A 16,543-nucleotide genomic window follows, 5' to 3' on the forward strand; every position below is an offset into this window, starting at 1 on the left:
TTTAATCAAGCTAGTATTAACATCATCATTATAATAATAGAAGACGTTTCATAGTTTACTACTCTAAAAAACACCCTGAAAGAACACTAACGCTCCTTCAGGGTATTTCCATATTTTTATGGCTTATCAATATGTATTTCTAAAGATTACTTGATCATAATCTGTTGTGATTTTGTGTAATTTTCAGAAGTTACTTTAATCACGTAAATACCACTATCTACACTGTTTAGATTAATAGTACTTTCATCCGATGAAAGTAATTGATCATAGATCAACTGCCCTAAAGTGTTATAGACGGTGACTCTTACCTCTCCTAAATCTTGGCTACTTCTGATATTGAAGATGCCCGAAGAAGGATTGGGATAGACCACAAATTCAATAGCTCCACTTATCTCATCTTCTAAGTTTCTGACCCTAGCTGAGGAAGGTGTACCTTCTGTGATTTTGAATTGCTGCCAATTGGATGCTCCAGTACTTGTACAAAGCATATTATTTCTTATAAACAAAGCATTGTTGCCCTTTAATGCGTAAATATCATTTCCATAGTCTACCATTTCAAATTTTTCCCATGCCCCTATTGAAGTTCTGATACACGTCAGCTCCTTGTTACCATTCTCAGAACTTACGTACAAACCATTACTTCCTTTGAAAGAGAATGTACCATCTCCGTTATCAATGATTTCAAAAAGCTCTGTAGTTCCCACTGAAGAAGATGTTCCTAATACATTCGGGTTGGCTGAACTCATATAATCAAAGCTTCCTTGATTTTGGAAAGAATATAATACTGAGCCTGCCGTAACGTCAAAAGTAGTAGAAACATAATCTAAGTTAGAACCAAAATTTCCACCAACAGGTCGTATTGAAACGCCAAGTTTATAGTTGTTGCCTGCTGCCCACGCAGATGGCTGCGTAAGTGTAAGAGTTTGAGTCCCTGTTCCTGCATTGACGGTTTGTTTTGAACTTGTCAACCACAATCCTGATGGGTCATTAACCAAGACGACCAATTCATATTGTGCGGTTGCCTGATAGCTGACTTGAACATTGAAGCTATCGCCAGTGGCAACCGTTTGAGGAGCCGATGCAATACTAACACTATTGGTTGAAGGCAGGTCACCTACAGGTGTCCAATCTGCACCAGGAACCCACATCGTTCCTCCTCTCTCATAAGCCCCAATGTCTGGAGCATTACCCACATAACCATCCGTAAAACCTGGAATTACTTTTCCTGCATCTACTAAGTAAGATCCACTCTTAGGCTCAAAGTTCATTGTGCTAACATTCGTAAATGGATTATTGGCATTGATGATATTTTGTGGTTGAATATCAGTACCAAACCATGGTGCAGTACTCGCATAATTATTAATTAGTACCACATCATCCATTGTATAGCCATTTTCCCAACGTCCCATGCCTTCCAAAGCATCATAAATAGAGTTGTTGAAAAAGTCTAAGCCCCAGTTGTCCCAGTTGATTTGAATGCCCGTCCATGATACATTATAAACAACGTTATTGTATACTTGGTAGCCTTTACTGTTATTATCAAGGTAAATACCCGCCACTTTATAGCCGGCATGAGGAGCAGCAGTAGAATTATGGAACCAGTTATGATGTATCACTGAGTTCTTGTAATCTGCATTTCCTACAGTATAGAAAACGCCTCCATCAGCATTCATCTTCATTACATCATACACATCGTTGTAGGCTACAGTGGCATTAGAACCACTCACATAAATACCGCTTCGGCCACCGCCATAAACTGTATTATTTTCAATCACTGTTCCAGGGCAGTTGGAACGAATAGGCTCAGCGTGAATACCTAATGTATTAAAGTTTCTTACCACGTTATTTCTAATCGTAGTGTTTTGAGATCCTTTCCAAGCAGCCAGCATTGAAATACCATTTGCTGTACCATTTTCGATCAGATTTTTCTCAATCAATGTATTACTTCCTTCTACCGTAATAGATCCAGAACCAATTTGAGCATCCGTATTATCCAACTCGTCTAAGATTGGAATACCATGACGGATCGTTGAGTTTTTCACCACATTGTTATTACCAGTGATCAACACAATACCTCCAAAAGTTTCGATACCATCTAAAACGATATAGTTTTTCGATACTTTGAATGTATACTCACGCGCTCTGTATTCACATTTACCGGCAGTAGGATTTGCATTGTTCGGTGCTTTGAAATAGATAACCTTATTGGTTGCATCATAATAGTACTCTCTTTGGATGTCCAAAGCATCTAAACTGTTGAACAAATAAAAGATACCTTTGTGACCGTTTCTTGTAACGGTTGGATTGTGTACACCAAAAGGCCACTTTGTAATATCTACCCCTTCAAAATCAATTCTTGAAGTAGATGAAGCGGTAATTTTTCGAGTAAAACTAGCCCCAGAGTGTCCTCCTAAATACCACATATAACCTTCACTCCAATCATAATTTGGAATACCAGAATACGTGATATGAGAAGCCGAACCTCCTGTAATGTAATTCGCATCTACAGTAAAAGGATCATTGTCCGCATTGTTTGGCCAACGGGCAATGTCCATCATACTTCCATCATAAAACAATGCATTGTGTTCTATCCCTAACGGCATTGTTACATTGGCTTTGTAGATGTTGTTGTTGGTCAAAGTCCAACTGTTGATTTCCTCCACGGCAGAAACGACGACGGTTTCTCCCTGAGCTGCTTTAAAAGTAATAGGATTTCCTGAAGTACCATTATTTACGGTCTCAACAGTCTCACGATAAGTACCTTGGTGAATCACAATGACATCACCTGCAACGGCTACATTCGCTGCTTTTTGGATAGTTAAATAAGGATTTGAAGCTGTTCCGGAGTTGTTGTTGTTTCCATTTTTGGCAACATGGATTTCTTTTGCGGATACGACACCACAAAAACATGCCCATAACAGTAGGGCAATAAGCTGTTTTTTCATAGCTAGTGAAATAATAGTTAAACGATTGGTTATGCGATCTTTGAGCACGTTCCGTATGCTCTTTATTTAAGTACCTTTTAAACTAAATTATCGTTAACTTTCAATTGATCTTTCTACAAGCAATTATAGGATATACTTTCAAACTTCCTTCTTCTTCATTTTTGTCTTGAAACAAAAACGAAGCAAAAAATTCAAGGCTTAGAAGTCAAAAGCTAAATTCCACTTCTCTCGCCTAAATGATTTTAAACTCGCTGCGCTCAGACAGCAAAATCATTTTTAAGGGCTCAATACATGAAATTCTTAACGCTTTTCCCTTCAAGGCCAAGTTAGAGACTACTAAATGATTATCTAATCACAGGTCAAAAGAGAAGTTTTTTATAATTATTTTCTAAGATACATTGCAACGTCCTCGCGAACCACAATACATTACCCTATATTCCTCGCAAAAAGAAATATATAAATTAACAAAAACTTAGTTTACAAAGTGTTAAGTATTTAAATAGTAACTCAACAAAAATTACTTTACGTGATTATTGGTTATCATTGGAGAAAAAGACATAATAATTCATGATTAGTGGGACTAATCGTTTCATTTAAAAATTGATTCATTTCAATACGATAGGAATAAAAAGGTAAAGTCATTTTTGTGTTGTTACTTAAGATCATTTCATACTAATTTTTTTCAATTTGCTTGATCTCCTTTAATTGAAGGTTGATAAATTTACCTCAAACACAAGTGTATTTATAACATATAATAAATCCCCCATTGAATAGGGTGTAATTATCCCCTTTTTGAAGTGTAGAAGTAACAGATAAAAAGAGGAGAAAAAGTCGTTTTTGTAATGATAAAAATAAAGTTCGTGAAGAGGATCTATTTTATCCTTCTTCACGAACTTTGTTATTGGTATAGTGTCAACTAGATTTTCTTTGATTGAGATAGATTTTCATGAATAGTATATGGTTATTTGTAGTGGTTCTGTAGGGTCGTTACAATGCAACGACCCTACAGAACTACACTTTAAATATACTATTGTAAAATACTCATCTTTCGATCAGTAATCAGAAAATCATTTTGTAGTACTTTCCTCGGCCTGAAGGATTTAATCTTCCGCCTCTAACTTCCAGGTTCTGACCCACTTGAATTTTGTACTTCGATCTAACTTGGAATCATTAAAGCCCATATCGTCCCTTGCATCTTCTCTTACCCAATCATAAAAATTGCTTGACATGATCAAACGTTGATCTGAGGTAAAAGGAACTGGAGGAGTCACTGATTTCACCAATCTGCCATCGATAAAAAAGTCGACTTGATTACCTCCCTCATGCCACCATGCGGCATAAATATGGTATTCTTCACGGTTAAATTTCTCGAAGTTAATGTGTCCACCTTTACTTTGTCGGCTGCCATTGTAAGCACAATTAGTAGAGTGGCGATGGGTATTAAAATGAAAGATTTGATCCCATTTTGAATTCACTGCCCAGTCATCTTTGGTCCAATCGTCAGTTTTCGACCCTAAAAATCGACCCACACATTCCTGAATGTCCAATTCTAGGTTTTCACCATCTGATGTAGTAGTACAAGGTACTGGTGGTGTTTTCAACCAAAAAGCAGAAGACATCACTGTAGAACTTGATTGCATTTCCGCTTCAAAATAATAACCCGGTTTACCCATTGTTTTGGAAGACACATAGGCACCTCCATACCATCTTTTAGCCGGTTGGCTTGTGTCGTCTTTCGGGCTGTACTGGGGTTCATCATACATTTTGGCTTCAATTCTTAGTTCTCCTTCTTCAATGCTTACATTTTCAGCTGAAAAAAGGCAACGGGTAGAACCATACCAACCTCTATCCGAGAAAGAACCATTCGCATTTTCCCATAAAAACTCTGGGCTTTCGTTCCATTTTTCAAGATCGATATTTCCTTCTTCAAATTCATCTGAAAGAGCTTCTACCAATACCCATTTTGTATTAGAAGGTTTAGGGTCTTGATCCGCTAAGAAAACAGGTTGGGTGACTTCATCATTTTCTTCTTCGGGTTCCTCCTCTTTGGGTGGTTCTTCGTTTTCACCTTGTTCTTCTTCAATTTTGGTGACCTCATCGATGACGTCTTCTGCATCACAAGAAGCCATAAAAAGGGTAGCTGCCAAAATCAAAAGGTGTAACATGTTTACTCGGTAATTCTTCATTTCACTTTGTGTTATTTAAATTCATTTCATGTTAAAACACTTCTCTATCAATTCGATATTAGTGTTCTATTTATTATTGAATTAAAACTAGTGGAACAAAGTTTTTTGCTAAAAAACCAGCCGATAGTATTCAAGGGAGTAATAGGCTATCCCCTTGAATAGAAGATATTTACCCCTCTACTATTAGTATGCTTTAAACTAAATGATCGATCACTATCAATAGATATTTTGTAATAACCTTTTAAAAAGGTAGTTCTGTAGGGACGTTGCATTGCAACGTCCTCGCGAACCACATTACACAACCATTTGACCTTTATAGAATCACCCATTAGAATTAATGGATCCATAATTTACAGTGTATTGTACTTTTATTTTTTGATGAAATTAAAAGTATGTGACATTTGTGTCGACTGTACCTTTAGGATATAAGAGCCTGCTTTTAAAGCTGAAACGTCTAATTTCCCTTTATTTTTCAATGTTTTATGAATCACTTTTTGACCCTTTACATTATATATATCTACAGAATATTTCCCTTTTGGAACATCTACCGTTAATGTATTTTCAGTGGGGTTCGGGTAAATTGCTACTTTCACAGAATCTAAATCATCGATGGACAAAACGGGTTCAGATGTAATGATGATATTATCAATTTGTTCGTCAGAAAGATTGTCTTGTCCACCCACTGCACGAAGGCTAACTTTCCAAGAATAATTGTTTCCTGATGGAAGTGCCTCATCCATTTCCAATGCAATTGATGTTGTACCAAAGCCTTTTTCTATTGTTTTCTTAGCAGTATGTAAAACTTTGTTTGCCGACCAAACTTCTACCACGATTTCTCTTTTTTCATTGGCCACATAATCTACTTTAAAATCATAAGATTTGGCTGGAGGAACGTTGTTTGGTACTTCATTAAAACCTACAGACTCTTCAACATTTTCAGTGGATAATTCCCATGTTCTCACCCAATCATATTTTGTGGTTCTATCTTCCCAACTTCCCGTCATTCCTCCATCTGCAGGTGTTGGATTCCAATCATACGTTTCTGTTACTAATTTTATGTAAAGATCAATACTAAAATCTGCTGCTGGTGTTACAGAATATTGGTATACCCCATCTAGATAAAATAATATTTCATTTTTGCTTTTCCACCATGCACCATACACATGAAAATCATCGTACACTTTTCCTGAAGGAAGGTCTACACTATTTCCAACAGACCCCGTTGGTGTATCACAAGAAACGTTTCTACTGTGTGTATTAGAATGCATTGATTGATCAAAGTTTTCATTCCAAGATTGAGGGTTTGTCACTTGCCCCACACATTCTTGAATATCCAATTCAGTCACACGCTTATCACACCCCTGCCCTTCATTTTTATAATTGATTAACCAAAAAGTAGAAGATAAGAAAGTCTTGTTGGCTTTCATTCTACATTCAATATAGTTACCCACATTAACGTTTTTATTCGAAATAACGTGTCCACATCCATGCGTAAATGTTTGTCCATTGACCACTTCTTCTTTTTCCAACTGATAATTGGTGATGCACATTGCCCCTTCTTTCACACTCACTGTATTTTCTTTAAAAAGGCCAGGTGCTCTACCAACCCAACGCTTTGGGTCTGTATTTTTCCATTTTACAAGATCTAATTCAGTCCCGTCAAAATCATCCGATACTTCAGGTCTTAATTGCCAAGAAGTACCTAAAGGTTTAGGATCATTTCCCTTTACAAATTCTGGTTGAGCGTAAAGGATATTGGATAACATCAGGAAAAACCCGATCCATAAAAAGTACATTTTTTGAGATTTCATATTCGTTCATTTGATTTCATACATATCAATCACAATAAATACTTTTAAAAGGGATATTTCCGGAAGAACTTCATCAAACTTAAGTCAGAGTTTAGTAAGAAAATTATCTCCCCTCATTTTCCTGAAAAATCTACCCTATGAGAAGTGAATTTTAGAGGTTTTTTCTAATTCTTTGTTGTAGCTTTAATTACTAAACAGAAAATGGAATGAATGAGATGAGAGATTGTTGGAAACTCTATATAAGCACTGTCATTATTGTATTGTTATTGCCTTTTCAATCAAAAGGAAATGATACTTTAATGGAGTATTCAAAGGTAGAACTTAAAGCCGTAGATCAACTGATCGGGACTGCGTTTTACCCTGAAGCATATGATAAAATTTGGTCGCTGATGAGCAGTACCGACGAAGCAAATAATTCAAGAATAAAGTACAGGGCTTACAAACGCTTAACTTTACTTTATTCTATTTTTTATGATAGCCTTAATGCTATGAATAGCGTAGACTCCATGTTTTTTTATGCTAAGAAATCGGGTATTCTATCTACCTCTTATGGAAAGCAAAAAACATATTATACCGCTGCACATACCTACAGAATGAACCGTAATTTTGATAAAGCAAGGGAGTTTTTAAATGTTGCTCGTCAACTCTTAGATGCCACAAAAAGGCCATTTGATGAAAAGTTTTATGTGTTGTCAGAAGAGGCTCACTTGCATACTTTAACGGGCAATTTTGAGCAATCAGAGAAAATCTTAAAAGAAATATCAGCTGAGGTTTCACCTACGCATTCTTATGCCGCTATTCTTTATTCTATGTGGGGAGATTTATACACCCAAAAAGGTAAAATTAAAGAAGCGTTAGCCTATTATTACAAAAGTTTAAAAGCAGTAGATGAACATAAAAGGCGTTTGGGTTTGAGAGTAGAGTTACTCAAAAAAGCCTCTCAATTGAATAGTCAACTTGGAAACTACAAAAAAGCGTATCAGGAAATGACCGCTTCTAAAGAATTAGGAGACCAACTTTTTGGGAGTCAAAGTGCTCGTAATAAAAAGCTTTTTGAGATTAAAGATTCGTATCGAAAAACAATAGAAGAAAATAAGCAATATCGAAAAGAGCAGGAATTAAAGGTATTGAAAATAGAGCAAGAAACGCTTCAACAACGTTTGATTTATCTTGTCTCGCTTTTATGTGTCACCGTTTTATCGGCTGTATTTATTATTTCACTTTTAAAAGTAAAACATCAGACCAAACAACAGCTTTTGGAAGAAAGGTCGAAAGCTGAAATTGAAATCAAGAAAAGGGAATTGACTGTAACATCATTACAATTGATTGAAAAGGATAAATTACTACAGGAAATCAAAGAAGGTTTAGAAGATGTAAAACAACAAAAAAGTGATGCTGCTGTTGAACGTATCAATAAGACCATCAACCTAAATACAGCTAAAACATGGGAAGAATTTGAAACTCGCTTTATACAAGTTAATAGTGATTTTTATGATACACTTAACACTATTCATAGCAGTTTGACTCGAAATGACCTCAAGCTTTGTGCTTTGATCAAGTTAAATTTTTCCAGTAAAGAAATCGCTCAATTGTTAGGTATTTCTACAGATTCGGTCAATAAAGGGAGGTATAGATTAAGAAAGAAATTGGGACTTCATCGTGATGATAATTTGTTTACTTATATCTCTTCCATTTGATTTAGATTTTGTTGAAATGAGTCGATAAAATTGAAAAGATACCGCCCTAAAGAACCATAATACCTCCTATGTTTCAAGTGTTAAGCGTGAGCATCACTTGGAACTATTCATTGTCTCCTGACTTCGAATAGCTAATACTACTCTTTCATTCATGTCGCAGTCGGGAGACTTCGCCAATGTATCATCACAAGTGACGCCTATCGGCTAAACACTTGCGATATAAAAGACTTCTCTGCAGGACCACAACACAAATCACTTCTCACTAAACAAAAAAATTAAGCCCCAAGATGCTCGGAGCTTAATCTACGTGTGTATCATTTACCGTGTGCTACTTCATTAAAGTATTGGGTGTGCTGTTACAGGGAATATATTCCTTATAGAGCCTTGTCATCCCAATGCTCGTCTATGATTTTCTGTAGCTTTGGATAGTTACCGTCTTCCTCATTATATTTCTTTCTAAGCTTTTTGATTTCCTTTTTTAAATCGGCTATCACTTTTGAATATTTTGGATCGTCATAAGCATTGTTCATTTCGTGTGGATCCTTACTTAGGTCGTAAAATTCCCAAGCAATTGGGCCTTCGAAATTATAATCTGCACCCCAAGCTTTAGGATTCTTGTTAGGATCGAAATGTCTTGAATAGAAGAAAATCAACTTATAATCTTTCGTTCTTACCCCAAAGTGTGCCGGATTACCGTGCTTGTGTGCCATGTGCATCCAATAACGATAGTAAGTACTTTTTCTCCATTTTTTAGGCTCTTTACCTGTTTCTAAAATGGACTTGAAAGACTCACCATGCATGTATTTAGGTGTTTTACCTCCAGCTAAATCAATTAGCGTTGGAGCAAAGTCAGTGTTATTGATGATCGCATCTACCTTGATTCCTTGTTTGAAGTTTTTCGGGAAGTGAGCAATGAAAGGCATTCTCATTGATTCCTCATACATCCATCTCTTATCTTGGTAATCGTGCTCACCTAACATCATTCCTTGGTCAGAAGTGTACACAATAATAGTGTTGTCCAACTCACCAATTTTATCTAAATGATCCAATAATCTTTTGATATTATCGTCCACACCCTTCACACATCTTAAATAACGTTTTAAGTATTCTTGATAAGAAGCGTGAGTGTACTCTTTATCACTCAATGATTGGTCAATCTTTAAATCTCTACCCATATCTCTTGTTACATTACGTTTAGAGATAGACGAACCTATGTAATTTCTTAATTTACCATCTTCACCGTACGTAGCGATAGAACCGTTGTTTTCGTTATCATACAAACTTGACGGCTCTGGAATCTCAACATCTTCTAAATAGTCCTTGTAACGAGGTGCAAACTCGAAGAAGTCATGAGGTGCTTTGAAGTGATGCATTAAGAAAAACGGTTGTTCTTTATTCCAGCCCTTATCTAACCACTCGATACTGATATTTGTAACGATATCAGAACTATGTCCTTTGTACTTGACTGTATTTTTTGGCCATGCCTTATCACCTCTTTCTCTGAAAACTGGATCAAAATACTTTCCTTGAACTGGCAATACTTTATAATAATCAAAAGCACCTGGCTCTTCTTTCAAGTGCCATTTACCTACGATTGCTGTTTGATAACCTAATTTCTTAATTTCCTTCGGTAGATATTGTTGATCTTCTGCAATACGACCTTCTAAATCGAGTACACCATTGGTTTGACTGTATTGACCTGTAAGGATCGTAGCTCTTGAAGGCGTACAAATAGAGTTTGTACAAAATGTATTGGTTAGTAAAACACCTTCATTAGCTAATTTATCCAAATTGGGTGTTGGGTTTAATGCTTTCAATCTGCTTCCATAAACACCTATTGCTTGAGAAGTGTGATCATCCGACATAATATAAAGTATGTTGGGCTTCTTCTCTTGTGCACTCATTAATAACGGAAGCAAAAATAAGGCTGTAAAAAATGGTAGAATTCTCATTATAAAAAATCTTTACTTTTCATGTATCATTTCATGGATGCAATGTAATAGATGGGACAATGCAGTAAAGTCAATATTTTGGCTAATAAAAATTATCCATCTTAAAAAAGAAGTATTACTCCCCCTTTTCTTACTCTATTTTTACTAAACAATGTACATTTTGGTTTTTTTAAAAGAAAAAAAATTACTTAGTACCGTCGTCAATTAAGAAGTAAGCATTAGCCCAACTTGCATGATCTCCACCTCTGTCACCATCTTCTTCATCGACCAATAATGTCAACTCTTTTTTACCTTTCACATCAATTTGTAATCGTTGGGGTACTTGGTTTGATCTTCTGATTGGACCACTATTGAAGACCTCATTCCCATCCACTTGAATTCTCATTCGTATTAAACCACCGTTGGAATCATTGGCACCAGGCGTTACAACAAACGTTTTGTAATTAGCTTCAATAGGGAATACCAATTTAGAAGGGGCATGCAAGCCAATTCCTTTCTCATATTTTCGACCTTCAATACTAATTCTCCCGCCTTCAATTCCCTCATTATTGAGTACTTTCCAATAAGAATCAACCGTGGTCGCTAACTCTTTCATCAGGTATACTTTTTCACCTTCAAGGTCGCCATCATTTTCATCAGAAACCCTCTTCGCCAATTCAGGGTTTTTAGGTTTAAATTTCTTTTTACCTTCAACAAAAAATGCTTCTCCCCAATCGGCATGATCGCCTCCTTTATCTCCTATATCCTCTACTGTTAGTGTTAGAATTGTTGCTCCAGAAACGTCTATTGCATGTAACTTTGGTGTATACTCCTTGGAATGACTATTGAAAACACCTGAGTTGAAAACTTCCTCATTGTCTAATTTAATAGACATTGAAATCTTTCCATGATGTGCATCATCTCCTCCGGGTACAACGTAAAAGTAATGTGCTTTTGGTGGTACTTTATAAATTAAGTTGGATGGAGCATGAACACCTAACCCCTTTTCATATAACTTCCCTTTCATACGAAGAGGTACCCCGCTTACCGCTTGATTTTGTTCAATTTTCCAATAAGAAGAACTCTGAGGAAGTATCATTGTCTTTTTCAAATATGTCCTCTTTCCTTTCATTATTTCTACTGGAGTGTCAGATTGAGCCATCACATTCCAACTCATCAAGGCAAATGTTCCTAAAAATAAAATACTCTTTTTAAATATCATTTCAGTAATAATCAAATATCAGTTCTTGTACTACAACCCAAAAGGAAGTTGAGAGTAATCAAATCTCAAAAGTAGCAACAAGTAGGTTTAACGATCTACTTTTAAAATATTAGAATCAATTTTCTTCAATTAGGATTTGTAGACAAGATAATTTACACAAATAGTTGAAAAAATAAGTTTACCCTAACTACATTTCTATCAGTTAGGTAAAGCAATTTATATAAAAAATGGATTGGAAATGTGAATAAGGCAATTTTGTTTTTTGATTGATTTATCAGAAAATATCAAGACCTCTCCTTAACCTTATTGTAAATTTCATAAAAGGCATCTTTCATTTTAGGATCTTCCTCTAAGTTCAAATTTCTCAATTGGCAGAGTTCAAAAAAAGTTTCCTCAGGTGTGAGGTCTTCTAAATCTGCTAATTGTACTCTTTCTACTTTTTTATTTTCTAACTCTTTATGAATTCCAATTTTTAATACCTCAATATTTAGGTCTTCAATGTGTTTGTAAATTTCGTGTATGGGGTTTTCATTGGCTTTGACATTACTGACCACTACCTCTACCCAAGGAGTTAATTGATGATTTAGAGCAGAAAGTGATGTTAATTCAGTTAAGCATTCTTCTAGATTAGCCTTTACCTTTTTGATTGTTCTGAAAACGGGTACGCTTACATGTTCAAGGCTAAATTCCTTTTTATTTGTGGATAAAATAACCACTTCTTTTTTATGGTGAATCTCACTGAAACTCAATACATAAGGTGAACCTGAATATCGGATATGATCATATTTCACTTTCTGAGCTCTATGCAAGTGACCTAAAGCGATATAATTGAATACTTTTGGGAAATCATCTGCACCTATATCTCCTAATCCTCCTACGTATACATTCCTTTCACTTTCAGAAGTAGAAGTTTCTCCACCAATGGCAAAAAGGTGCCCCATACCCATCACAAAGGTATCTTCATCCGCTTTCTGCTCACATATTTCTCCTACCTTTTGGTAATGTTCAATCAAAGCTTCTTTAAAACGATCACCAATATTTTCAAAATGCTGTCCACTTGTGGCTTTACGAATATCCTGATCTCTTAAAAAAGGAACTGCGGCAATAACCATTTTTTCTCCCTCTATTTCAAAGGAAAAGACTTCCTCTTCAACATTTTCAGGTATTTTACCTACCACGGTTACATCTAAAAAAGACAGCAACTCTTTGGGGGCATTTAGCACAGAAGCACCATCATGGTTTCCACCAGTAATGATTACTTTTTGACAATTCGTCCTCACCAATTCCGTCAAAAACTTATAATACATTTTCAAGCTCTGACCTGACGGTTGTGCGGTATCAAAAACATCTCCTGACACCAATACTACATCTATCTTCTCTTTTTTGACAAGATCCACCATCCAATCCAAAGTCATTTGTTGTTCTTCGGCTAGGGATTGTTCGTGAAGGCGGTTGCCAATATGTAAGTCGGCGGTATGTAGTATTTTCATTTTTTGTCATCAATTTTAACTGTGGGTATGAAGATCACTATAAATTCATCAAAAAGAAAGTTTAATTTTTCATTAGTGATAAAAGCGATTCCGGTAATATTTTGACTTACAATTGGTTATTTATCCAATCTAGGAGTCAGAAATTTTTTATTCAAAACTTTCAACATCAATTGTAAACACCTATCTTATTGTGAACTTTTTTCTCAAACTTTTTAGAACTACTTACTATGCAAAAACAATTGGAGAAGACGGAAAGGTCTCACACCTCTACTACTTCCTCTTCTGAAGCAAAAAAACACTATTGGAAAACCAACCTAAAATACCTCGGAATTCTTTTGAGTATTTGGTTTATCTCATCTTTTGGTGCGGGGATTCTTTTTAAAGATGCATTAAATGAAATTACTTTCGGAGGTTTCAAACTGGGATTTTGGTTTGCTCAACAAGGTAGTATTTACATTTTCTGTGTATTGATTATCATCTATATTTTTTTGATGAACAGATTGGATAAAAGCCATCACCTAGAAGACGAATAATCGCAACATTACTTTCAAGCTAGGTTTCATTTAATGAATTATTACACACATCACAAACTTTAATCATGGACGTACAAACTTGGACCTACATCATCGTAGGCTTCACATTTTTGATATATATCGGGATCGCTGTCTGGTCAAGGGCTGGTTCTACCAAAGAATTTTACGTAGCTGGAGGAGGTGTCTCTCCTTTAGCAAATGGTATGGCAACTGCGGCAGATTGGATGTCTGCGGCTTCTTTTATTAGTATGGCGGGATTGATCTCTTTTATGGGTTATGACGGTGGAGTTTACCTAATGGGGTGGACCGGAGGATATGTTCTTCTTGCACTGTTATTGGCTCCTTATCTGAGGAAATTTGGAAAATTTACAGTTCCTGATTTTATAGGCGATCGTTATTACTCTCAAAAAGCAAGAACGATAGCTGTTTTTGCCGCTTTGATTGTCTCATTTACCTATGTAGCAGGACAAATGAGAGGTGTAGGCGTCGTTTTTTCTCGTTTTCTGGAAGTGGATATTAATACTGGAGTGATTATAGGTATGGCATTGGTTTTTATTTATGCCGTAATGGGCGGTATGAAAGGTATCACCTATACGCAAGTAGCTCAGTATTGTATCTTGATTTTTGCCTTTATGGTCCCCGCTATTTTTATTTCCATTCAATTGACGAACAACCCTATACCCCAATTGGGTTTTGGTGATACTTTGAGCGGAAGTGATACTTATTTGTTAGATAAATTAGATCAACTTTCTATTGAATTAGGTTTTAATCAGTATACTGAGGGACAGAAATCTATGATGGATGTATTTTGTATTACTGCGGCTTTGATGTTGGGTACTGCAGGGCTACCTCATGTGATCGTACGCTTCTTTACGGTGCCAAGAGTGAAAGATGCCCGTTCTTCTGCGGGATATGCATTGGCTTTTATTGCTATACTTTATACTACTGCACCAGCTATTGCCGCTTTTGCCAGAGTAAACCTTATCGAAACAGTCAGTAATCAAGAATATGCAAGTATGCCTGAGTGGTTCCAAAAATGGGAAACAACGGGTTTGATTGCATTTGAAGATAAAAATCAAGACGGTAAAATTCAGTATTTGGCAGATGCGAATACCAATGAGTTGACCATTGACCGTGATATCATCGTCTTGGCAAATCCAGAAATTGCTCAATTGCCTAATTGGGTGATTGCATTGGTCGCTGCTGGTGCCTTAGCTGCAGCACTTTCTACAGCTGCAGGATTGTTATTAGTAATTTCGGCTTCTGTTTCTCATGATTTATTAAAGAAACAATGGATGCCTAACATTAGCGATAAAGGCGAACTTTTGGCAGCCCGTATCTCTTCTGCTTTTGCGGTAATTGTTGCGGGGTACTTTGGAATCAACCCTCCAGGTTTTGTAGCAGCCGTTGTGGCATTAGCATTTGGATTAGCGGCAGCCTCTTTCTTCCCTGCCATTATTTTGGGAATTTTTTATAAGAAGATGAATAAAGAAGGAGCTATCGCTGGAATGATCACTGGTCTTGGTTCCATGATATTATACATTCTTACTTATAAGTTTGATTTATTCGGTGAAACGACTTCTTCAGATTGGTGGTTTGGAATCTCTCCGGAAGGTTTCGGAACTGTAGCCATGTTGATTAATGTAATCACTGCTTTGATAGTAGTACAATTCACCTCTCCTCCTCCAACCGATGTGGTGGAAATGGTAGAAAGTATTCGCTATCCAAAAGGTGCTTCTAAAGAAGTAATGATGCATTAAAAGAGATTATCAATAGGGACCTCTTATCTTTTGGGGTAAGAGGTTTTTTTTCGTAATAAATTCAACTATTTTAAAAGTAGAAAACCCTTGAACGAACTATGAGTAGACAAAAAATAATTACAACAATTGCTTTTATACTTTTTTCAATATCAATTTGTCATGGACAAGCCGCCATATTAGTCTTAATATTTGGTGATAAAGTCGCCTCTGAAAAATTTCATTTAAGTTTAGATGTTGGGGCAAATGCCTCATTTTATGAGAATGCACCTGGTGATGTGCAAATGGGATGGAACTTTGGTTTGGGTACGCACACCAAAATTTCTGAGAAGTTTCAATTAGTCGCTGAGTTTAAGATGATCAGTGATCGGAGTAGAAGAAACACTCCTAAAATTTTACCAGTATCTGAATTTGCAGATTCACTCATTTCAGAAATTAATACCTCATGGAATATCAGGTACATTGATGTTCCCATTTTAGTCCGCTACTCCGTTTCAGATAGTTGGCATTTTAGCACGGGTCCCCAAATTTCTTTCTTAAATAGAGCGACAGAAATAACAGAACTAGACCTGAAAAATGGGAATGAGGCCACGATCAACCAAGACATCAAAAATGCTTTTAGAAGTGTAAACTACAGTTGGGCTTTTGAAGTCGTAAAAAGTTTTGGAAAAGTCAGAGAAGGAAAAGGGTTGGATTTCAGACTTCGTTATGTGCTTGGGCTATCAAATGTTGCGGCCAAAGATGCTACAGTTTCGTCAAGGGTAGATGTCCTTCAATTTATTGTGACTATTCCATTTATAGAAACTGATGGCAAAAATTAAGCAAACTCAAAACTAATTTTTTGAACATATCTGGTTTTTAGAAATCGTGAGATTTCTGATGATCTGTAAGGCACAAATGACGCTCACGCTTAACATTCGCACCAGTGGAGCATTTATAGGCTCTACTTTCAAGTTTCCTTCTTCTTCATT

The 16,543-nt window shown here is 36.2% G+C and carries 10 protein-coding genes; 4 read left to right on the plus strand and 6 right to left on the minus strand.

Annotated elements, in window-relative coordinates; genetic code table 11:
* Positions 1 to 146: 146 nt before the first annotated feature.
* From PL77_RS25770 to PL77_RS31395, 3 genes are all read right to left on the minus strand, one after another.
* Positions 147 to 2,945, minus strand: a complete 2,799-nt coding sequence (locus tag PL77_RS25770) for a T9SS type A sorting domain-containing protein (RefSeq protein ID WP_044211678.1) — start codon at positions 2,943 to 2,945, stop codon at positions 147 to 149.
* Between the two features lie 1,100 nt (positions 2,946 to 4,045).
* Positions 4,046 to 5,131: a family 16 glycosylhydrolase gene (locus PL77_RS25775; protein ID WP_156152544.1), complete on the minus strand. Its 1,086-nt coding sequence runs from the start codon at positions 5,129 to 5,131 to the stop codon at positions 4,046 to 4,048.
* A gap of 368 nt (positions 5,132 to 5,499) precedes the next feature.
* A complete protein-coding gene (locus tag PL77_RS31395; protein WP_063769054.1) occupies positions 5,500 to 6,942 on the minus strand; it encodes a T9SS type A sorting domain-containing protein in 1,443 nt (480 codons plus the stop codon).
* Positions 6,943 to 7,148: 206 nt separating this feature from the next.
* Between PL77_RS31395 and PL77_RS25785 the strand changes: the two genes are divergently transcribed.
* Positions 7,149 to 8,639, plus strand: coding sequence for a hypothetical protein (locus PL77_RS25785; protein WP_044211679.1), 1,491 nt, complete (start codon positions 7,149 to 7,151; stop codon positions 8,637 to 8,639).
* A 374-nt stretch (positions 8,640 to 9,013) separates the two neighbouring features.
* Here the strand turns inward: PL77_RS25785 and PL77_RS25790 are convergent, their stop codons facing one another.
* From PL77_RS25790 to PL77_RS25800, 3 genes are all read right to left on the minus strand, one after another.
* Complete coding sequence (locus PL77_RS25790; protein WP_044211680.1) at positions 9,014 to 10,591, minus strand: sulfatase; 1,578 nt, start codon at positions 10,589 to 10,591, stop codon at positions 9,014 to 9,016.
* A 184-nt stretch (positions 10,592 to 10,775) separates the two neighbouring features.
* Positions 10,776 to 11,792, minus strand: coding sequence for an NPCBM/NEW2 domain-containing protein (locus tag PL77_RS25795; protein ID WP_044211681.1), 1,017 nt, complete (start codon positions 11,790 to 11,792; stop codon positions 10,776 to 10,778).
* 284 nt (positions 11,793 to 12,076) lie between these two features.
* Positions 12,077 to 13,282, minus strand: a complete 1,206-nt coding sequence (locus tag PL77_RS25800) for an exonuclease SbcCD subunit D C-terminal domain-containing protein (protein ID WP_044211682.1) — start codon at positions 13,280 to 13,282, stop codon at positions 12,077 to 12,079.
* A 227-nt stretch (positions 13,283 to 13,509) separates the two neighbouring features.
* Here PL77_RS25800 and PL77_RS25805 point away from each other — a divergent pair, with 227 nt between their 5' ends.
* From PL77_RS25805 to PL77_RS25815, 3 genes are all read left to right on the plus strand, one after another.
* Positions 13,510 to 13,815, plus strand: a complete 306-nt coding sequence (locus PL77_RS25805) for a DUF4212 domain-containing protein (protein ID WP_082026739.1) — start codon at positions 13,510 to 13,512, stop codon at positions 13,813 to 13,815.
* 65 nt (positions 13,816 to 13,880) lie between these two features.
* Positions 13,881 to 15,575: a sodium:solute symporter family protein gene (locus PL77_RS25810; protein ID WP_044211683.1), complete on the plus strand. Its 1,695-nt coding sequence runs from the start codon at positions 13,881 to 13,883 to the stop codon at positions 15,573 to 15,575.
* A gap of 98 nt (positions 15,576 to 15,673) precedes the next feature.
* Positions 15,674 to 16,393 carry a porin family protein gene (locus PL77_RS25815; protein WP_044211684.1) on the plus strand — a complete coding sequence of 240 codons (720 nt, stop codon included), beginning with the start codon at positions 15,674 to 15,676 and terminating at the stop codon, positions 16,391 to 16,393.
* The last annotated feature ends 150 nt before the right edge of the window (positions 16,394 to 16,543 follow it).

It is taken from the genome of Flammeovirga sp. OC4, from assembly GCF_000812565.1.
In the GTDB taxonomy this organism is placed as follows: Bacteria; Bacteroidota; Bacteroidia; order Cytophagales; family Flammeovirgaceae; genus Flammeovirga.

Coding starts and splice junctions, on each gene's coding strand:
- PL77_RS31395 (WP_063769054.1), bottom strand. CDS start 6,942: ATGAAATCTCAAAAAATGTACTTTTTATGGATCGGGTTTTTCCTGATG.
- PL77_RS25795 (WP_044211681.1), bottom strand. CDS start 11,792: ATGATATTTAAAAAGAGTATTTTATTTTTAGGAACATTTGCCTTGATG.
- PL77_RS25800 (WP_044211682.1), bottom strand. CDS start 13,282: ATGAAAATACTACATACCGCCGACTTACATATTGGCAACCGCCTTCAC.
- PL77_RS25810 (WP_044211683.1), top strand. CDS start 13,881: ATGGACGTACAAACTTGGACCTACATCATCGTAGGCTTCACATTTTTG.
- PL77_RS25790 (WP_044211680.1), bottom strand. CDS start 10,591: ATGAGAATTCTACCATTTTTTACAGCCTTATTTTTGCTTCCGTTATTA.
- PL77_RS25775 (WP_156152544.1), bottom strand. CDS start 5,131: ATGAAGAATTACCGAGTAAACATGTTACACCTTTTGATTTTGGCAGCT.
- PL77_RS25785 (WP_044211679.1), top strand. CDS start 7,149: ATGAATGAGATGAGAGATTGTTGGAAACTCTATATAAGCACTGTCATT.
- PL77_RS25770 (WP_044211678.1), bottom strand. CDS start 2,945: ATGAAAAAACAGCTTATTGCCCTACTGTTATGGGCATGTTTTTGTGGT.
- PL77_RS25805 (WP_082026739.1), top strand. CDS start 13,510: ATGCAAAAACAATTGGAGAAGACGGAAAGGTCTCACACCTCTACTACT.
- PL77_RS25815 (WP_044211684.1), top strand. CDS start 15,674: ATGAGTAGACAAAAAATAATTACAACAATTGCTTTTATACTTTTTTCA.